General features: G+C 58.5%; 17 protein-coding genes. 9 read left to right on the top strand and 8 right to left on the bottom strand.

The genetic code is table 11. The features are described from left to right. The first annotated feature begins 18 nt into the window (after positions 1–18). Together GFR01_RS13310 and GFR01_RS13315 are read left to right on the top strand one after the other, a co-directional pair. Positions 19–1125, top strand: a complete 1107-nt coding sequence (locus GFR01_RS13310) for a divergent polysaccharide deacetylase family protein (RefSeq protein ID WP_099182859.1) — start codon at positions 19–21, stop codon at positions 1123–1125. Next, positions 1122–1634 carry an RNA pyrophosphohydrolase gene (locus GFR01_RS13315; RefSeq protein ID WP_099182860.1) on the top strand — a complete coding sequence of 171 codons (513 nt, stop codon included), beginning with the start codon at positions 1122–1124 and terminating at the stop codon, positions 1632–1634. Before GFR01_RS13310 ends, GFR01_RS13315 begins: the two co-directional genes overlap by 4 nt. Here GFR01_RS13315 and GFR01_RS13320 read toward each other — a convergent pair. The 3 genes from GFR01_RS13320 to GFR01_RS13330 are packed head-to-tail and all read right to left on the bottom strand — an operon-like array spanning position 1592 to position 5195. Beyond that, positions 1592–3346 (bottom strand): ABC transporter ATP-binding protein, encoded by a 1755-nt coding sequence (locus GFR01_RS13320; protein WP_099182861.1) that lies wholly within the window; start codon positions 3344–3346, stop codon positions 1592–1594. The two genes, GFR01_RS13315 and GFR01_RS13320, sit on opposite strands and share 43 nt — an antisense overlap. A 47-nt stretch (positions 3347–3393) precedes the next feature. Further along, on the bottom strand, positions 3394–4605 hold the full coding sequence (locus tag GFR01_RS13325; RefSeq protein ID WP_099182862.1) for a CCA tRNA nucleotidyltransferase: 1212 nt from the start codon (positions 4603–4605) through the stop codon (positions 3394–3396). After that, positions 4602–5195, bottom strand: a complete 594-nt coding sequence (locus tag GFR01_RS13330) for a DUF1285 domain-containing protein (protein ID WP_099182863.1) — start codon at positions 5193–5195, stop codon at positions 4602–4604. The genes GFR01_RS13325 and GFR01_RS13330 overlap by 4 nt, the downstream gene beginning before the upstream one ends. Before the next feature lie 94 nt (positions 5196–5289). Between GFR01_RS13330 and GFR01_RS13335 the strand changes: the two genes are divergently transcribed. The 5 genes from GFR01_RS13335 to GFR01_RS13355 all read left to right on the top strand — a co-directional run bounded on the left by GFR01_RS13335 (position 5290) and on the right by GFR01_RS13355 (position 12734). After that, positions 5290–6318 carry an AAA family ATPase gene (locus tag GFR01_RS13335; RefSeq protein WP_099182864.1) on the top strand — a complete coding sequence of 343 codons (1029 nt, stop codon included), beginning with the start codon at positions 5290–5292 and terminating at the stop codon, positions 6316–6318. A gap of 5 nt (positions 6319–6323) precedes the next feature. After that, positions 6324–7250 carry a DUF58 domain-containing protein gene (locus GFR01_RS13340; RefSeq protein ID WP_099182865.1) on the top strand — a complete coding sequence of 309 codons (927 nt, stop codon included), beginning with the start codon at positions 6324–6326 and terminating at the stop codon, positions 7248–7250. After that, entirely contained in the window at positions 7247–10000 is a 2754-nt protein-coding gene (locus tag GFR01_RS13345; protein WP_099182866.1) for a DUF4159 domain-containing protein, read from the top strand. Before GFR01_RS13340 ends, GFR01_RS13345 begins: the two co-directional genes overlap by 4 nt. Then, positions 9997–12045: a hypothetical protein gene (locus tag GFR01_RS13350; protein ID WP_099182867.1), complete on the top strand. Its 2049-nt coding sequence runs from the start codon at positions 9997–9999 to the stop codon at positions 12043–12045. Before GFR01_RS13345 ends, GFR01_RS13350 begins: the two co-directional genes overlap by 4 nt. A gap of 77 nt (positions 12046–12122) precedes the next feature. Then, positions 12123–12734: an ankyrin repeat domain-containing protein gene (locus GFR01_RS13355; protein ID WP_099182868.1), complete on the top strand. Its 612-nt coding sequence runs from the start codon at positions 12123–12125 to the stop codon at positions 12732–12734. Between the two features lie 81 nt (positions 12735–12815). Here GFR01_RS13355 and GFR01_RS13360 read toward each other — a convergent pair whose 3' ends face one another. Next, the gene (locus tag GFR01_RS13360; protein WP_244902297.1) at positions 12816–13739 is read right to left on the bottom strand and encodes an alpha/beta fold hydrolase; all 924 of its coding nucleotides are present in this window, start codon (positions 13737–13739) and stop codon (positions 12816–12818) included. Positions 13740–13876: 137 nt separating this feature from the next. Between GFR01_RS13360 and GFR01_RS13365 the strand changes: the two genes are divergently transcribed. Beyond that, on the top strand, positions 13877–14485 hold the full coding sequence (locus GFR01_RS13365) for a TetR/AcrR family transcriptional regulator (protein ID WP_099182869.1): 609 nt from the start codon (positions 13877–13879) through the stop codon (positions 14483–14485). On the opposite strand, the gene GFR01_RS13370 is transcribed toward GFR01_RS13365, so the two are convergent. The 4 genes from GFR01_RS13370 to GFR01_RS13385 form a co-directional block, all read right to left on the bottom strand. Continuing rightward, positions 14482–15567: a site-specific DNA-methyltransferase gene (locus tag GFR01_RS13370; RefSeq protein WP_063905313.1), complete on the bottom strand. Its 1086-nt coding sequence runs from the start codon at positions 15565–15567 to the stop codon at positions 14482–14484. The two genes, GFR01_RS13365 and GFR01_RS13370, sit on opposite strands and share 4 nt — an antisense overlap. After that, complete coding sequence (locus GFR01_RS13375; protein ID WP_048843620.1) at positions 15564–16187, bottom strand: ribonuclease HII; 624 nt, start codon at positions 16185–16187, stop codon at positions 15564–15566. The genes GFR01_RS13370 and GFR01_RS13375 overlap by 4 nt, the downstream gene beginning before the upstream one ends. 146 nt (positions 16188–16333) lie before the next feature. Beyond that, a complete protein-coding gene (locus GFR01_RS13380) occupies positions 16334–16963 on the bottom strand; it encodes a DUF4339 domain-containing protein (protein WP_099182870.1) in 630 nt (209 codons plus the stop codon). A gap of 62 nt (positions 16964–17025) precedes the next feature. Beyond that, the gene (locus tag GFR01_RS13385; protein ID WP_061511102.1) at positions 17026–17316 is read right to left on the bottom strand and encodes a CsbD family protein; all 291 of its coding nucleotides are present in this window, start codon (positions 17314–17316) and stop codon (positions 17026–17028) included. Positions 17317–17601: 285 nt separating this feature from the next. Here GFR01_RS13385 and GFR01_RS13395 point away from each other — a divergent pair, with 285 nt between their 5' ends. Then, complete coding sequence (locus tag GFR01_RS13395; protein WP_063905310.1) at positions 17602–18936, top strand: efflux RND transporter periplasmic adaptor subunit; 1335 nt, start codon at positions 17602–17604, stop codon at positions 18934–18936. The last annotated feature ends 19 nt before the right edge of the window (positions 18937–18955 follow it).

The raw sequence follows: 18955 nt of genomic DNA on the forward strand, positions 1-18955 counted from the left end.
AGAAGGACAGTCCAGATCGTGCAGAACCGTCCCGCTCCATCCCGCTCCCCCGGGCTTTGGAGCCGTCTTCCCGTTATCGGACGCCTTCTGGTCGCGTTCTGGGGTCTTGTTCTTGTAGGCGGTACGACAGCAGCTCTGATGCTCCGGCATCAGAGCCAGTCTTCCACGCCCCGCGTCACAGCGCAGAACAAACCTCTTGCACCCATTGCTCATCAACCGGATGCGGTGGCCGTCAATCATTCAACGCGCCAGCTTATGCCGGCAGCACAGCAGATTGCAGCAGCCCCTAAAGCTGTTCCTGTCACTGTACCGGCACCTCCAGCACCGGCATTCAAATCTCCGCAGATGCCTCCACCTATTGCACAGCCCCCTGCGATTGACCTGAGTTCGATCACGGCATCAGGCAAGACGGCTCTTGCCATCGTCTTGCAGGGCTTTGGCTATTCAGATGCCATGACCTACGATGTGCTTTCACGCATTCCAGCCCCGGTCGCGGTTGGCGTCTCGCCTTATATTGGCAATCTGCCGGATGTCCTGGCACGCGCCCACGCAGCCCATCGAGAAATCTTTGTCACACTTCCGATGCAGAGTGCACATCCGGAGACGGTCGATGAAGGCCCTCATGCGCTAGGCAACGGCAACTCCGAAGCCGATGATCGTCGCGAACTGGACTGGTGCCTGTCCCGAGCCCAAGGTGCGACGGGCCTTACGGATACTTCGGAAGCCGGAGACAGCCAGCCCGGCGGCGGATATGCCACCACTCCGGGCTTTCATCCGATTGAAGACATCATCGCCAGCCATGGCCTGCTCTACCTCAGCGGATCATCCCAGGAAGACCGTCATATCCGTGGCATGACTGCGACGGCATGGATCAACGGTGACACCGATGCCGCAACGCTTGATGCAAAGCTTGCCACACTGCTTCCGGAGGGCGCAAAGCCGACCCACATTCTGTTGATGGTTGGCCCACTGACACCGGTCGCAATCGATCGTCTCGCGACCTGGCTCAGTGGCCCCGCTACAAACCGCTTCGTTCTCGTTCCACCTTCCGCGCTGGCAGATAATGGCGCAACGGAGGAGCAGGCCGCGGCTCAGCCCAAAGACATTCAGACGGCTCCCCTATGACCGATTTTTCCAATCTTCCTTATCGCCCCAATGTGGGGGTTGCCCTTTTTGACCGGGACGGAAAACTGTTTGTTGCTCGCCGTGCAGACTTGCCAGGCGATATCTGGCAGTGCCCACAGGGCGGTATCGACGAGGGGGAAGATCCTCGGACTGCGGCTCTGCGTGAACTTGCGGAAGAAACAGGCTGCACACGCGCAACAGTTTTAGCCGAACGCTCCGACTGGCTGGCCTACGATCTACCAGCAGCACTGATCGGACGGGCGCTCGGGGGGAAATACCGCGGCCAGACCCAGAAATGGTTTGTTCTCGGTTTCGAAGGGAACGATAGCGACATCCGGCTGGATCTGCATACCCCAGCAGAATTCGATCTTTGGGAATGGATCGAACCGAAAGACCTCCTTAAGCGCAACCTGGGCTTCAAACAGGAGCTTTACGAAAAGCTGCTGCCTGAACTGAAAGCGCTCTATCAGGCCGCTTCCAAGGACTGGCTGCGCACCAACCGGGCATAAAGGCCGTCTTTCTTTAGCAACTCTGCATGCGATCCTGCCTCTACAGCCCGGCCATCATCCATCACGACAATCACATCTGCGGACTGAACCGTTGAAAGACGATGCGCCACAATCACCGTAGTACGCCCGGTCCGCAGAGTGGCAAGTGCGCCCTGCACACGAGATTCGCTTTCTGAATCCAACGCACTTGTCGCTTCATCAAGCAGCAGAACACGAGGGTCTCGCAGAAGGGCACGTGCGAGCGCTACACGCTGCCTTTGGCCGCCCGAAAGACGACGGCCGCCTGGCCCAACGCGGGTTTCCAGACCATGCGGGAGGTTGTCCGTAAAATCGACAGCCGCCATCCGACAAGCCGCCTCCACTTCTTCCCGGCTCGCGTCCGGCCGACCAATCCAGATATTTTCGATCAGAGAAAGATCGAACAACGTCGTGTCCTGACTGACATACGCGATCGCATCGCGCAGGGAGGCCACCTGCACATCCCTGATATCGACACCTTCAAGCAGGATACGCCCACCCGACACGTCATGCAGACGCGGGATCAGTGACAACGCTGTTGATTTTCCTGCTCCACTCGGCCCAACAAGAGCCACCGTCTGACCTGGCTGCACATCCAGCGTCAGACCGGCCAGTCCCACCCGACCATCTTCGTACTGATAGGATGCCTGTTCGAAAACAAGATGCCCCTTGCCGCCGGGCAAAGACACGGCATCCGTACGGTCAATAACCGCAGGCGGCTCATCAATGACGGCAAAAACACGCGCCAGTCCGGCAAGACCTTCCTGCATCGCCGTGTTGAGAGAACCCAGCGCACGGATGGGCCGGGCGGCTGTCAGGAGAGCCGTAATAAAAGCTGTAAAGTCTCCAAGCGTTGCCCCGCCCATGGCCGCGCGCCAGCCCGCAAATCCCAGAACAACGGCCACAGCTGTTCCGCCCAGAACCTCCAGAACCGGATCAACACGCGCGCGCCCTTTTGCGATGCGCAGGAATGCCGTGTGCAGCAGATCAAGTGACTGGTCGACACGGCTGCTCTCACGGTCTTCCATCCGGTAAATCCGGACCTGCCGTGCCAGCGCAAAACTTTCGTTCAGGAGCGCAGACGTCTCACCGATCTGCTCCTGCATTCCGCCAGACGCCCGGCGCACTTTCTTGCCCAGCTTCTGAATCGGAACAGCAGCGACGGGGTACAGCACCAAGGCAATAAGGCTCAGTTCCCAGTCCGCCCAGATCATGGCGGCCACCAAGCCGACAACTGTCACGGCATCACCCAGTGCGTTCACAACACGCACCATGGCTTCCCGGATGGAAACGGCATCTGTTGTAAATCGCGCAGCCCACTGGGCAGGCGCTTCGCGCTCGATACGCGACACATCGGTCTGCAGAGAATGTTTGAACATGCGGGACTGCAACCCGCGGATAACCGTCAGAACGAGCCCCTGAACGGCGATTGTCTGCCCGTATTGGGAAGCTGCTTTCAGTGTGGTCACAATCACGACCAGCGCTGGCACCTGATACAAAATCCGAGGGTCCTGCGCGGCAAACATGTCCACGGCGCGCTTGATGACGACCGGATAAAGCGCGGTCAGGCTGGCCATTAGAACGGTCAGCACAATCACAGTCACGATCTGACGAACGTGATGCCGCATTTCGTCCCGCCAGATTCTGCGGATCAGAATCTGGCTATCTGTATCAAGGGCTGTCTTTCTGCTCATGCGAGGGGGTTTAGCAGGCCTCTGGAAAACTGCGAAACCAGACGGTTTCAGTCCGATTTCCGCGCCATTTCGGATGTTTTTACCAAATAGGCCAGACAGGCTTTCCCGTCCGGTCTACAGCCCTCCTTCAGCCACCAGGATTGCCCGGCCTTCAGCCACGCTCCCATGGCAGGCCCGGGCAGCAATCCAGCATCTTTTGCATCCTGCCCAGTCAACGGAAAAACCGGCTGAGGCAATTGCTGCAAACGCTCTCTGAAAACATCCCATCCCTTATCCCGGGCACCTAGAGCAAAGGCCTGCGTCAACCAGCTTCTGTCGAGAAGAACGGGAAGTGACTGCTGAAACCGAGCCCGGCGGAGATCATCGTCTGACATGGCAGGCCCAAGGGTCGGCGTATTGTCTCCAAATTGTCGAAGCCGGTCCCGTTCCGCATTCGACAGCTTCAGCCGCTCACCCAGACCGCTCCAGTCGGCATGGCAAAGCGCGAACAATCGCAGAAGAGCCTCTTCAGGAGCCTGACACGCCAAAAGCCTGCGCAATGCATGAACATCCGAAGCGGGGACAAGATGCGCCAGCAGTCCCACGTCTTTCATAACTGAAAGCGTTTCCACAACCCGTGGACCAGTCAGAATTCTTAGCAATTCGGAAGCAATGCGTTCGGCCGATAACGCATCAATCAGCTCCAACCGCTTCGATATTGCATGACAAGCCTCCGCATCGGGTTCGCCGTGACCGTACCGCGCGTCGAACCGGAAAAACCTGAGCGCTCTGAGCGCATCTTCATCAATCCTGCGTCCTGCCTCCCCAACAAAACGGACACGATGATCGGCCAGATCCTGAATGCCACCGAAATAATCATGCAGCACGTCATGCCGATCTAGCGACATGGCGTTAATGGTGAAGTCCCGCCGCGCCGCATCTTCGGCCCAGTCCGTCGTCCAGGCAACGACAGCATGTCGGCCGTCCGTTTCTTCATCGCGACGCAGGGTTGTAATTTCGTAAGGTTCGCCCCGGATGACAGCCGTTACGGTCCCATGTGCCAGCCCGGTGGGGATAACCTTCACGCCCCCGGCCTTCAGGATTTTCAGAACATCTTCCGGCGCATCCGATGTGGCCAGATCAAGATCATGAACAGGCACGCCCCGGAGAAGATCCCGAACCGAACCGCCAACCAGTCGAGCTTCTGGCAACAGAGCCCACAACTCATCCAGACCGCGTCGATCCTTCAGGCGGGACAGAAGCCCTGAGGGATCGCTCATGGCTGACGCGAAAGCGGGAAGAAACAGTCCTGACTCCAGACGCCCAGACAGGGTTTTCCTTCTGCATGTCCCGGGACCGCCAATGCCGCAAGTTCGAAATGAACGGAACGACTGATTCGCGCACGGATAGGAAAGTCGCCCTCCCCGTCACGCAGGTGAACATATGGGATCGCACCACAGTCATCGACGGGCCGATCCCAGTCGCAGGAGATCGGATGATCCGGCCCCACACAGACGAGTTCATCCATATTTGTCCGGAAACAGAGCGTCTGGTGTCGGCCACAGCTTCCCCGGAAATCAAGCTCAACCGCGATGTAAGGAACATCCTCCACCTGAATGACGCCGCTTTCCATGGGCGTTTTGAGCCAATATGTGCCTTCCGCATCCCGCGTCAGCATGGACGAAAACATGCAAAGCATCGCTTTTCGGGTTACCGGAGAGCCGCGATAGAGCCACGTCCCGTCCCTGCGGATCAGGAAAGGAAGCTGGCGTACACCAGCACCAGATGCTGTTGCAGTGACGGTTTCGGATGCCCCTGGTGCGGGGAAAACGTCGGATCGGGAGGCATCCCGACAATCATGCGCGCTCAATTTTCCCTCCGGTTAAAATGAAAACTTCTCTTCTCACACCAAGTTGGGTGCAATCGAGCCTTGATGAAACCCCCACACCTGTCAGACTGGTGATATGAGCGAGCAGCATTATTCTACCGGCGCCTCCGCCGGAACCCTCCAGGGCGAAGCAGATGTGGCCGAGGCCGACCGTCTGGCCCCCGTTCTCCGCGATGTCCATAAGGCTATTGGCGGAATTGTGCTGGGACAGGACCGTGTGATCGAGCAGGTTCTCGTCACGATCCTCTCTGGCGGTCACGCGCTTCTGATGGGCGCGCCGGGTCTCGGCAAAACACTTCTCGTCAATACGGCCTCCCGCGTGCTGGGCCTGGATGCGACCCGTATTCAGTTCACGCCTGACCTCATGCCGTCCGACATTACAGGTGCGGAGATTCTCGATCAGGACGTCAACGGACAGCGGGCTTTCCGATTCCTGCCCGGCCCGATTTTCGGACAGCTTGTTCTGGCCGATGAAATCAACCGTGCCAGCCCACGGACCCAGTCCGCGCTTCTTCAAGCCATGGCCGAGCATCGCGTGACGCAGGGTGGCAAGGATTACGTCCTGCCATCGCCTTTCCACGTTCTCGCGACCCAGAATCCGATTGAGCAGGAAGGCACCTACCCGCTGCCGGAAGCCCAGCTCGACCGCTTCATGCTCCGCATTCCGCTGGATTTCCCAAATCGGGATGCAGAACGTCAAATGCTTCTGCAAACAACGGGCGCCACAACCGCCCACGCCCCCACTCTGATGAACGCGACAACCCTTCTGGCTGCCCAGAAGCTGGTTCGGCGCCTGCCCGTGGGAGACAAGATCGTCGATGCCATTCTGGCCCTGACACGGTCCCTGCGCCCTGAAGATGCCTCTGCATCCCCAGACGTACGGGATGCGGTTTCTTTCGGACCAGGCCCCCGTGCCGCACAGGCCCTCATGATCGCCACCCGCGCCCGCGCCCTTCTGAACGGCCGTCTGGCACCAAGCCTTGATGACGTCGTGGCACTGGCCGAGCCGGTCCTGTCTCACCGTATCGGGCTTGGCTTCGGTGCAAGAGCTTCTGGCGTGACGGTCGAGGCCCTGATCCGCAAACAGGCCCAGACGATCCTCTGAGTCCCGTGAAAAGCCCGACCGAAGCGCTCCGCGGCCTGTTCTCCCGCAAAAACAGCCGCCCATCAGAGTCCATGATCGCCCCGGCAGAGCGGCTAGCCCTGCCGGCCCTTCTTCTGCATGCTGAAAAAATTGCCGCCAGCCTTCAGGTTGGCACGCATGGGCGCAGACGGGCTGGCAACGGCGAAGACTTCTGGCAGTTTCGACCGTACAATGCCGGAGAGCCTGCGACGTCCATCGACTGGCGACAATCCGCCCGTTCGCCAATCGACAATACGTTCTGGGTGCGGGAACGAGAGCGGGAAAACGCGCAGTCCCTGCTGATCTGGTGCGACCCGTCTCCCTCCATGGACTGGCGCTCGGCGCCCACGCTGCCCACCAAACTCGAACGCGCCCAACTCTGCACGCTGGCTCTTGCTGGTGCCGCGCTCAGAGGTGGGGAAAAGGCCGGGCTTTTGACGGGGCCAGAAGCGGGACGCACGTTCGCTGGCCGTCAGGTGCTTGGACGTCTCGGTGAAGCCCTTCTCCATTCCTCGCCAGATGAACTGGAGCTCCCCCCTCTGGATGGTATTCCGCCGCAAACGGATCTCGTCCTCATCAGCGACTTTCTCTGGGAAGAAGACCGGATTGATGCCGTTCTCAAGCACTGCGCCAACCGGCCGGTCCGGACGCATCTGCTATGTATTCTCGATCCCGGTGAGCGCTCCCTCGACCAGAAGGGACGCATCCGGTTTTCCGGACTTGAAGGTGGCGTTCTGACCCTTCCCGCAGTCGAGAGCCTCGGGCCAGCTTACGAACAGGCCATGTCAGCACATCTCGCCGCCTTGCAGGGGAGCGCGGGCCGTCTCCACGCTGACTGCGTCATGCATGACACGTCACAGGATCCACTCCCGGCACTTCTGGCCCTTCATCTTGCCATGGGAGGCGGCCGATGATCTTTTTGTCCCCGCTTCTGCTCCTGGGCCTGCTGGCGCTCCCCGCCCTGTGGTGGCTTGTCCGCGCCACGCCGCCAGCTCCGCAGGAAAAAACCTTTCCCTCCCTGCTGCTGCTCAAGCGACTGACAACCCGGCGCGAAGATGCCGCGCGCTCACCGCTGTGGCTACTGATCCTGCGTATCGTTGCTGTTACTCTCGTTATTTTCGGACTCTCCAGACCAGTTCTTGTTCCGCACACGAATGACACGACGAATGGCCCGCTTCTGATCGTTCTCGACGATGGCTGGGCATCCATTCCACACTGGAATGAACGTGTCGCAGCGGCTCTGTCTCTGGGACAAACCGCTCTTCGCAATGGCAATCCTGTCACGGTCGTTCATGCCGCCCGATCTTCCGACGGTGCAATGCCTGAGCCATTCACAACGAATGACGGACACGCCCTGTCAGAATATCTGGAACATCTGCACGCACGCCCCTGGCCGGTTGATCGCTCCGGGCTGGCAGGTGTTCTTCAGCGGATTGACCTTTCCGACAAGCATGTCGTTGTTCTTTCTGACGGCCTCTCCTCACCCAACGACGCAGTTCTTCAGACTGCCTTAGGAAAGGCGCGCTCCATACAGGATATGCGCTGGAACCCCTGCGATATCCTCCGTCTGGCAGCGGGCCTCGGCCCGGACGGCGCACTTCACGCAAAGGTTGAAGGGCTGAACTGTCCTTCCCGAACCGTCACGATTCGAGCAGTGGCAGCCAATGGCGGCACGCTTGCCACCTTTCCAGCACAGGTTGGCGAAGACAAAACCCTAACCCTGCCGGCTCTGCTTCGGAATCAGCTCGATCATTTCGCGCTCGAAGGCATGGCAGGGCCAGCCACCACCGTTCTGCTTGGCGACGCCGGTCATCGCCGTCCGGTGGGCCTGTTGCAGACACCGGGCGATACAACCCCCCTCATCGGCTCGGCATTCTTCCTGAACCACGCCCTCGACACACTGTCAGAGCGTCGGAACGGCGATGCGACCGCACTGCTCGGTTCGTCTCTTTCTGTTCTGGTCGCAACGGATGGCGCACTTTCTGGAGATCAAACCCGCAAGCGTGTTCTGGAGTGGGTGCGACACGGTGGAATGCTCATCCGCTTTGCTGGTCCCGGCCTTGCCGCAGAACAATCTCCCCAGCAGGACGATACCTCAGGCGAAACGCAAGATGCTCTTCTGCCCGTTCCCCTGATGAACGGAATGCGCCAGTTGGGAGGCCCCATGTCCTGGGGCAAACCACAGGCACTGGAGTCCTTTCCGGCCTCTTCGCCTTTTGCGGATCTAAGTATTCCTCCTGATGTGACGGTCTCTCGTCAGGTCCTCGCAAAGCCCGAAACCGGCCTCCAGGATCATGTCTGGGCCGCGTTGGCAGACGGAACACCCCTCGTCACCGCCCGTACGGAAGGAAATGGGGAGATCGTCCTGTTCCACGTCACGGCCTCTCCCGACTGGTCCAATCTTCCCATTTCCGGGCTGTTCCCACAGATGCTGGAACGCCTGATTGAACGTTCCGCCGGTGTGGCCGGAAGCGGACCAACAGACCTTGCTCCATGGCGTATGCTCGACAGCGATGGCGGCCTCGTCATGCCCCCTGCGGCCGCACGCTCCATTCATGGGAACGATCTTTCAAAGACGAGTATCAGCGTGACTCACCCTCCGGGTCTTTACGGCCCCGCGCATGGCACCCGCGCGCTCAATGTTTCCGATCACGCTGCCCCTCTCAATGAAGAGCCCCTACTTGGCACCCACATTACGCCGGATGGCGCTCATCCGGACCGACCAATCGGGCCATGGCTTCTGGCGGCTGGACTTCTGGTACTGCTCGTGGACTTCGCCCTGTCTCTCAGACGCCGCGGCCTGCTCGGACCGATAGCTGCGATACTGGTTCTGATCGCCATGCCGCAGGCACAGGCGCAGACAGCCAGCATTCCCCCCGCCCTCCCGGCCTCGGCTCCACAAGCAGCTCTCGAAACTCGTCTCGCGTATGTCCTAACCGGGCATGACGATGTGGATGAAGCGTCAAAGGAAGGTCTTCAGGGCCTGTCCGATTATACCAGTGCGCGGAGTTCAGCGGCTCTCGGCCATCCGGATGGCGTGCTACCCGGCAAAGATGATCTCGCGTTCTACCCGATGCTCTACTGGCCCATTACCGCAGATGCCCAACCCGATGCCGCTCGTACCAAGGCCCTGAATGCCTTCATGGATCACGGCGGTATCCTGCTGATCGATCAGCAGGGTGCAGGTACAGATATGGATGCCGGGTCTGGCGGTGCAGTCCGCGCGGCTCTGAAGCGCGTGACGGATGGGCTGATCATTCCCCCCCTCGCCAAACTAACGGACAAACACGTTCTGGGACACACCTTCTATCTTCTCCACAGCGGCTTTCCCGGCCGGATCAACGGTCAACCCGTTTATGTCGCCCGCAATGGGGACGAGGCGAATGATGACGTCAGTCCGGTCATTATCGGCAATGGAGACTGGGCGCATGCCTGGGCGGTCGATGCCTCCGGCAATCATCCTTATGCAGTCCTGCCCGGCGGAGATGACCAGCGCACACAGGCCTATCGCTTCGGGGTCAATATGGTGCTTTACGCCCTGACGGGAAACTACAAGAGCGATCAGGCTCACTACCCTGAAATGCTGCGCCGGCTGGGGCAGGACAATCCAGACGGCCAGACCAATACTGGCAGCACAGACGAAGACGAGGAGGACGCGCCATGACGTTCGATCTCGCCCCTCTCCTGCCACTCTGGCTGCTCATCACAATCGCAGTCGCCATTACAGCAGGCGCAGTTTACGGCTTCATTCGCGGTGCACGCGGGATGATCTGGCGCGCTCTCGCCATTCTGGTGCTTCTGGGCTGGATGGCTGGACCACGGTCACTCCATCCGGTTTTCAAGCCTGTCCCGCAGGATGCGCTCCTGATTGTGGACCGTTCGCCTTCCATGCAGGTTGGCCCGAGAACCGCGCTCGCTGATCAGACAGCCACCCAGATCATGCAGGATGCGGCCCATCTTCCCGGCCTGACCCTGCATCGGGTCGACGTTCCCGGAGGCAACGGGCACGGCACTCGCCTGTTCGACGCGATGGATCATGCTGACCTGCCACAGGGTCGCTTTGCTGGCGCCATTGTCGTCACAGACGGCATGGACCATGACGTTCCCACGCATTTGCCTGCGCGTTTCCACGGTCCGAATGAGCAGACGCTCCCGATGCATCTCCTTGTAACGGCCAAGGGAGAAGAAACAGACCGCAGGCTGCGTATCCTCAGCACGCCGCCCTATGCCATCGTAGGACAGAACGCGACCATTCGCCTTCAGGTAGACGATCTCGGATCGCCCGGCGCAAAAGCGGCAACGCTGACTGTACGCGCGGGTGATGCCCCACCCGCAACACGTACGATCCAGACCAGCCAGCCCCAGGACATTACCATCCCGGTTCAGCATCCCGGCGAAACACTGGTGGGTTTGTCCGTTTCCTCCCTTCCCGGTGAGGCCTCAACGCTCAACAACTCTGATGTCATCCGTATCCGTGGCGTTCGGGACAGGCTCCGCGTCCTGCTGGTTTCGGGCGTTCCCAATCAGAGTGAACGTGTCTGGCGTCGCCTGCTAAAGGCAGATCCTTCTGTTGATCTGGTCCACTTCACCATCCTGCGCTCTCCCAACACGGATGATGGCACACCGCTTTCCGATCTCGCGCTGATTCCGTTTCCAATCCGGGAATTGTTTCAGGAAAAGATCCGCAGCTTTGATCTCATCATTCTGGATGGATTCCGAAACAGCAACATCCTGCCTGAAGAGTATCTTACCAACATTGCGGACTATGTGCGCAAGGGAGGGGGTCTGCTTGTCACGGCCGGTCCGGAGTTCGTACAAGATGGCTCCCTGCAGGACACGACACTGGCACAGGTATTCCCGGCTCACGTCCCAACGGACGGGATCATCACCCAGCCTTTCCGCCCCGGTCTGACGGATCTCGGCAAAGCGCATCCTGTCACCGCAGGTCTTGGCAACAGCAGCGACTGGGGGCCTTGGTATCGGTCGGCCAAAGTCGATCAGTCTCACGGGCAGAACCTGATGAGCGGTCCTGACGGCTCTCCTCTTCTTCTGCTGGATCGTGTGGAACAGGGCCGCGTCGCCATGCTCCTGTCTGATCAGCTCTGGCTCTGGTCTCGTGGCGAAGGCGGTGGTGGGCCACAAGCGGAACTGCTTCGTCGCCTGTCCCACTGGCTGATGAAAGAGCCAGACCTTGAGGAAAACCGCCTAACCGCCCGTATCGAAAACGGGCAGCTCCTTGTCGAGCGTCATGCCCTTGGCCAGACGACCATCACACCACAGGCCATGGTGACACTCCCGGATGGCCGGACCCAGCCCCTCTCCATGACGGGCGGAAAAGGACTGTGGACTGGCACGCTCCCCGTCAGTGGAAATGGAATCTGGACTATCCGGCAGGATGGCCTCGTCGCGTTCGCAAGCCCCGTGTCTCAGGATGTTCTGGAACGGCAGGATCTCCGCGCAACGGCGACTGTCATGGGACCAATCGCCCAAGCCTCTGGCGGCAGCCAGCACTGGGCAGGGCTCTTAATCCCGCATCTTCGACAAGTACAGGCCGGGCAGGATCTGTCTGGATCCGGCTGGATTGGCCTTCCCGTCAGCAAGGCCGCTGTCGCCGGAGAAACGCGGACCCAGGATCTGGTCCCCGGCTGGCTCGCCCTTGTGATGGCGCTGACATTCCTTGGACTTGGCTGGTGGCGGGAAGGCCGCTGATGTTGCGACGTGTGACAAGTTGGGGTCGACGATTCTGGAGACTCGCACAGGAGTTCAGATCGCAGTATATTGACCCTATGCGACTGCCTCTGACCCTTCCCCGCCTTCTGCTGATTGCCGCTCTGGCAGCCACGCCGACCATTTTCGTGCCTTGGCACTCTGCCCACGCGCAGGACGCCGACGATGCAGAGGCTGAGCAGGAAGCCGAGGAATCCGCCAAAAAGGCTGAAGCCCGCAAGGCTGCCAAACGCGCGGCCCCTCCTTCAGCTCTGCCCGGCGCAGAAGCCTCCGACGATGACGGTGGCCATGCCCGTACGGATACGAACCCGACCACGGCCCTGTTTGATTCGATCAACCGGGGCTCGCTGAACGCAGCCAAGGAAGCTCTGAATCGTGGTGCGGACATGAACGCGCACAACATTCTCGATCAGTCACCGCTTGATATGGCGATCGATCTGAACCGCAACGACATCATGTTCCTGCTGCTTTCCATGCGCACCTACAATCCTGATGGTCGCCTTGACACAAGCGTTCAGGACAATGGCGTTCAGATGAAAGGTGGCAGCGGCCATCTGACAATTGGTGGCAGCGCCGCCACCGCGAGCCGTAAAAACCTCGCTCCCCGTTTCGATGAAAAGGGTGCCAGCACGGATCCCGCTTCTGGTTTCCTCGGCTTCGCTGGACGATAGTCTCTTCACTTTCAGAGACAGAAAAAAGCCGAGAGGAGAATACTCCTCCCGGCTTTTTTTATTCATCCAACTTATGCATTATCATTTCCGTAGAAATGGAATGACCTGCTGGTCAATTTCTTCAGGACATTCTTCGGGAGCAAAATGCCCGCAGTCTCTCAGGAGGCCCGCAGTCAGATGACTCACCACCGGAGCGAGCATTTCCCGTGGGAAATCCGCGACACCATGGTCACCGCCCAACGCTAAAACGGGCATCGTCAGTTTCTGTCGCGCCCGACTCCGGTTCTCGGCGATCGTCTGCGGAAAAGCACGGTAATATCCCATTTGCGCCCGGATACCGTCCGTAGTGTGATAGGTTCTGGCATAGACATCCAGAGCGATCCGTTCGGGGTGCACAGCCCAATGCTGAAAAAGATAAGCCATGAACGGGCGCTCACGTCCCTTGATCAGTATTTCAGGCAGATCAGGCTGCTGATTGAACATGAACTGCCAGAAAAATGCACTCTGGGCCTGTGGCATGAAAACTTCCGGCTCTTTCTTAAGCAGACCCGGAATAATAGCTTCAACCAGCACCAGACGAGAAACATTCTGGGGATAATCGGCAGCCATCGCGTATCCAATCCACATGCCGATATCGTGCCCCATGACGGTGTAAGGTCCGGGGCTGATCTGCTGCATCAGTGCATCAAGTTCTGCCCCGATAGCACCCGTATCGTAGCCACTCTGAGGGCGAGCAGAAGACCCCATCCCCGGCGGATCGACCACAATCACGCGATGCCCATTTTGAGCCAGAACCGGCATTATCGCGCGCCACGCGTACCATGTCTGTAGCCATCCCGGAATGAGAAGAACCGGCGTCCCTTCCCCCCCTTCAACGTAATGAAGTTTGAGGCCATTGACCGTCCGGACCTTGTCATGAAAGCCGGGAGGCAAGGATTGGGCATACCCCGAACTTCCAAAAACACTTGCAGAAATCACCACAAGCACCGCGCCATAACGTCGCAAGCTCCCCTGCAGAAAGAGGCGAAAAAACCATCCACACATCACGTCCATCCTATTCTTTGTTGTTTGGCAAAGAATTAGAGCCTTGATGTAGAAGATCAAGCTCAATATTTATCAATCGGCAAAGAATGGTGAACGCGATGGCTGGCAGACCCCGAGAATTCGACCGTACGGATGCCTTGAAAAAGGCCAGAGATCTTTTCTGGAGGCAGGGATTTGAAAGCACCAGCCTGTCAGAGCTTGTGGCGACCCTCGGACTGGCATCAGCCCGGATTTATGCAGCTTTCGGATCAAAGGAAGACCTCTTCCGGGAGGCCATCCTGGATTACGAAACCCATGAAGGCTCTTTCGCCACACATGCCCTGAAAGAAGAACGCTCCATTCTGGCTGCCATGGAACGCATATTGGAGCAGGCTATCGCGCTCTATACGCAACCTGACGGACCCAGAGGATGCATGGTTGTCGCGTCTGCCACCAACTGCTCGACCACAAACGCCTCTGTTGCCACATGGCTTGCCCAACATCGCAAAGCCCAGACAACCTCACTGGTCGATCGGTTCAGGCTTGCCCAACAGGAAGGAGAACTCCGCGCAGGATGTGATCCACGGGCACTCGGAGATTTCTTTGCAACATTTTTGCATGGCCTCTCTGTGCAGGCCCGCGACGGCATCTCGGCAGAAAGATTGCAAAATGCCGCACAATCCGCTCTGCAGCTTTTGAAGCAGCAGATGGCGTCTGGGGAAAATTAGCCGACGTTTCGAAGGGCTACGCTTTCCTGACGCAGGATATCAATCGGTACCATCTGCCCGTCGCGCTCGAAGAACCAGAACGTCCATCCGTTGCAGGATGGCGCATTCGTCAACGTCGCACCGAGCTTGTGAATGGACCCACGCTGATTGCCAGACACAAGTGTTCCGTCCGGCGTCACTGTCGCCTTGAGACGTTTCTGACGATCATAGAGAGCAGTACCAGCAGGCAGAACGCCGGTTTCCACGAAACTTCCAAACGGAATACGCGGCATCTCGCGCTTCGCCGGCGTCACTGCGATCTGCTCGGATGTCAGGCGCTCTTCACGCGCCACACGTTCCTGCGCAGCTTTTACATAGTCTGGATGCCGTTCGATGCCGACGTAATGACGCCCCAGACGCTTCGCCACTGCTGGCGTTGTGCCACTTCCACAGAACGGATCCAGCACGACATCTTCCACATTCGTGGACGCTACCAAAACACGATGCAGCAGGCTCTCAGGCTTTTGGGTGGGATGCAGCTTCAGGCCATGCTCGTTCTTCAGGCGCTCGTTGCCCGTGCAGAGCGGCAGATACCAGTCCGACCGCATCTGAAGATCATCGTTCAGGGCCTTCATGGCCTGATAGTTGAACCGATAACGGCTCTGCGGGCTTTTCGCCGCCCAGATCATCGTCTCATGAGCATTCGTAAACCGACGCCCACGAAAATTCGGCATCGGGTTGGACTTGCGCCAAATAATGTCGTTCAAAATCCAGAAGCCAAGATCCTGAAGGATCGCGCCCAGACGGAACACATTGTGATAGGAGCCGATCACCCAGATCGTGCCGTCCTTATCCAGAATGCGATGTGCTTCGGACAGCCATTCCCGCGTAAATTTGTCGTATGCGGAATAGTCGTCGAACTTGTCCCAGGCATCATCAACGCCATCGACAACCGTCTCATCCGGGCGACGCAGCTCGCCACGAAGCTGAAGATTATATGGCGGATCGGCAAAGATGCAGTCCACGCTGCCATCCGGCAGGGTCTTCATCGTTTCCACGCATTCACCACGCAGGATCTGGTCCACGGGAAGTTCGCCGGTCATGCTGCGTGCGCCTTTGCTTCAATCATGTTTCGGATCGGCGCAAATCCGCGCCTGTGATGGGGCGTTACGCCCCGAATTTTCAGGCCGCTCATATGAACGGCGGTGCCGTAACCGGCATTACGTTCCCACCCGTAGGCATCGTGCCTCACGGCAAGACGGGCCATCAGACGGTCGCGTGTAATTTTTGCTATAATGGACGCGGCTGCGATGGAGAGGCTGATGCCATCTCCGCCAATCACCATTTGAATGGGACAAGGCAGCTTCGGTGCGTGCTTGCCATCAACCAGTGCGAGGTCAGGCATCCGGCCAAGCCGATCCAGTGCCCGACGCATGGCAAGATGGCAGGCCTGAGCAATATTGATTTTTTCGATCTCGGTCACGGATGCTGCGCCGATACCTGTCAGAATATCCGGCGTCTGCATCAGCAGGTCATATGCGACCATACGCCGCTTTGCCGTCAGCTTCTTGGAATCATCCAGCAAAGCCGAAAGCTTCTTATCAGGCTCAGACGTAAATGCGACGGCGGCGGCAACTACAGGCCCAGCCAGAGGACCACGCCCTACTTCGTCGATCCCGACGACCAGCCCTCCATGGGCGGCTTCAAGGGCATAATCTGGCATTCCTGAACTGCTCCCCGACCGATCCGGTCAATAAACTGACTACCGAATCGGTTTTGAATCATGGCGACTCGAAAGGGAAGCCCAAAAATGGGTTATTTTTCAGAATAAGCTGTCAAGTGTGTTCCGAAAGACTCTTTCTGATCGCTTTACAGGTTCTCCTGCTCACTCTCTCCGTCCGTTGGAACCATCGACTGAGAAGTACCTGTTGAATGATGAGCATGTCTTGCCTGCTCACGAATTTCGGGAAAACGGGCAATCGTGTCTCCAATGTTGAACACCAGAAGAACCAGACTGACCACCAGCAACGACATCCCTTTCCCTACAACCTGACGACGACGCCAGAAGTAGCCAGGCAGAAACAGCCACCACCAGAAACCCGGAGGCGTATTTCCGGCTTCTCGGATAGCATTCCGATCCAAGGTAAATGCCGTAAAAAACAGACCAAGGACCAGCAATCCGACAATGCCGTTGGTATTCATGCGGGCAGCCTCGGGTACATGCCGCCAGTCCATGATGTAAAGTGTAATCCGCCCCATGAGCCAGGGGCCAACCAGAAGCACCCACGCCCAGTGTTCGGACACCTCTGCATTCGGCCTCAGAATGCCGGTCAGAGGGGAAACCAGCCCAGCCGCAGATGCCGGTCGCCAACTGTCCCCGAACGAGGGGGTCCAGACAAGCGTCTCCGGACGGATCCGCTGCTGCATGATCAGACGCAGAATTTCTTCACGGGACACGGGGCCAGACTGTTGCCCATTGTTCTCGTAAAACCATTCCATAAAAAAAGCCTCCCGGATTACTCCGGAAGGCTTCTAGCACACGAAGTAATCCGTGCGTGAAATCAGCTGCTCTTGCGGCCGAACAGCAGACCACCAACAATCATGCCAACAACAGTAGCAATGACCACGGAAATCAGTGGGCGATCCTGAACGAATGCCGTTGCAGCTTCAAGCTTCGTCTCACCTTCGTCATACAGATCAGCAAATTCCTGCTGAGCCATGCCGGAAAGCTGATCAAACTTGCCTTCAGCCTGCGTTGCCGTGTCACCGGTCAGGCCGCCGATACCGTCCTTGACCTTGCCCTTGGCTTCGTCGAGGAGGCCTTCGGCCTTGGTTGTCGTTGTGTCAGCCATATGTCTCTCCTGTCTCCGGATATGATCCGTGTTCGTTGTTAACGACCTACGAACCATAGGGTTGCTTCAAGAATATGGTGCGATCATGAAATGGAGCAAGAGAGCAATATCCTGAAAAAGCAACTCTTTAGGTACACCGTTTCAAATTCGTTCCCAAACCTGAACAGGATTTAAGGTCTTGTCATGGCAGGGTTGCGCAGCCTGCACTATAGAGGAATGAGTGACAAAAGGGGTGTCCTTCTCCAGCACACCCGGATCCAAGCGTACGGGAAAGACAGAACGATTATGGACGAGCAGACGGCCGGCTTCAGCGACCGCCACCAGAGCAGCAACGCCCAGCCCCTTCAACCCGCCCGACGCTCCCGTCGGCGCTGGCTCCTCTGGGGGATCGTCATTCTCGTTCTCCTGCTGATTCTCTTTGCGGTCCTGCGTCCGCACGGAAAGAACGCTGGAGGCTGGCACAAGGGCCAGACCGGCGACGTCCAGCCCGTCGCGGTCGCAACGGTTCACACCGGAGACATGCCGGTAGTTCTCCAGCTTCTCGGCACAGTCATCCCCATCACGAACGTGACGATCACGCCTCGCGTCAGCGGACACATTCTGGACGTGTACTATCAGGAAGGTCAGCACGTGAAGAAAGGGGACGAACTGGAATTGATCGACCCCCGCCCTTACGAAGCCACTCTGGCACAATACAAGGGTACGTTGGCCGCCGACCGTGCGCAGCTTGAGAAAGCCCGCGTGGATAATGCCCGTTACCAGACCCTGATCCGGCAGAACTCTACATCCGCCATGACGGCCCGGGACCAAGAATTTACGGTCCAGCAGCTTGAAGGCACCGTAAAGTTCGATGAAGCAAATGTTCGCAACGCCGAACTGGATGTCATGTACTGCCATATCATCGCCCCCGTTGATGGTCGCGTTGGTATCCGAGTGCTCGACAAGGGAAACTACGTCGCCGCCGGCCAGTCCGGTGGTCTGACGATCCTGACGCAGATGGAACCGATTTCCGTCATCTTCACCGTTCCGCAAAATCAGATCGGCCCGGTTGCTGATCGCCTGCGCGAAGTCGGTGAACTGCCGGTTGAAGCATGGAACAGCGACAACACCCAGAAGATCGCCGATGGCACTGTGAAGGCTCTGGACAGCCAGATCGACACCTCAACGGGCACTGTTCGTATGCGCGGTATCTTCGCCAACGAAGATGAACGCCTGTTTCCGAACGAATTCGTCAATGCTCACCTGCTCGTCAACACACTGCACAATGCCCTCATCGTTCCCGGCAATGCGCTTCAGACCGGCCCTGACGGACAGTTTCTGTACGTCGTTCAGCCGGACATGACCGTGAAGGACGTGCCGGTGAAGGTTGGTGAAACTGATGACAGCAATGCCGTCATCCTGTCTGGCGTGAAAGCTGGAGACCGCGTTGTGACCGACGGTGTCAGCCATCTGCGCCCCGGCCAGAAAGTTTCCATCCCGGATACGTCCACCAACCAGACCGCTGCCGCAGAAGCCCAGACGGCCGAGACCCATCATCGCCATCGCAATGGTCAGCAGAGCACCGATGCTGCCAAGCACAGCAATGACCCGTCTGCCCCCGATGCCGCTGGCAATCACTGATCGCTCACAGGGAACAGCA

Source organism: Gluconobacter frateurii (assembly GCF_002723955.1).
Taxonomy (GTDB): Bacteria; Pseudomonadota; Alphaproteobacteria; order Acetobacterales; family Acetobacteraceae; genus Gluconobacter; species Gluconobacter frateurii.

Bases quoted from the DNA above. Each gene is read 5' to 3' on its own strand.
- GFR01_RS13370 (WP_063905313.1), bottom strand. From the start codon at position 15,567: ATGACCGGCGAACTTCCCGTGGACCAGATCCTGCGTGGTGAATGCGTG.
- GFR01_RS13375 (WP_048843620.1), bottom strand. From the start codon at position 16,187: ATGCCAGATTATGCCCTTGAAGCCGCCCATGGAGGGCTGGTCGTCGGG.
- GFR01_RS13335 (WP_099182864.1), top strand. From the start codon at position 5,290: ATGAGCGAGCAGCATTATTCTACCGGCGCCTCCGCCGGAACCCTCCAG.
- GFR01_RS13320 (WP_099182861.1), bottom strand. From the start codon at position 3,346: ATGAGCAGAAAGACAGCCCTTGATACAGATAGCCAGATTCTGATCCGC.
- GFR01_RS13365 (WP_099182869.1), top strand. From the start codon at position 13,877: ATGGCTGGCAGACCCCGAGAATTCGACCGTACGGATGCCTTGAAAAAG.
- GFR01_RS13395 (WP_063905310.1), top strand. From the start codon at position 17,602: ATGGACGAGCAGACGGCCGGCTTCAGCGACCGCCACCAGAGCAGCAAC.
- GFR01_RS13325 (WP_099182862.1), bottom strand. From the start codon at position 4,605: ATGAGCGATCCCTCAGGGCTTCTGTCCCGCCTGAAGGATCGACGCGGT.
- GFR01_RS13385 (WP_061511102.1), bottom strand. From the start codon at position 17,316: ATGGCTGACACAACGACAACCAAGGCCGAAGGCCTCCTCGACGAAGCC.
- GFR01_RS13355 (WP_099182868.1), top strand. From the start codon at position 12,123: ATGCGACTGCCTCTGACCCTTCCCCGCCTTCTGCTGATTGCCGCTCTG.
- GFR01_RS13345 (WP_099182866.1), top strand. From the start codon at position 7,247: ATGATCTTTTTGTCCCCGCTTCTGCTCCTGGGCCTGCTGGCGCTCCCC.
- GFR01_RS13380 (WP_099182870.1), bottom strand. From the start codon at position 16,963: ATGGAATGGTTTTACGAGAACAATGGGCAACAGTCTGGCCCCGTGTCC.
- GFR01_RS13350 (WP_099182867.1), top strand. From the start codon at position 9,997: ATGACGTTCGATCTCGCCCCTCTCCTGCCACTCTGGCTGCTCATCACA.
- GFR01_RS13315 (WP_099182860.1), top strand. From the start codon at position 1,122: ATGACCGATTTTTCCAATCTTCCTTATCGCCCCAATGTGGGGGTTGCC.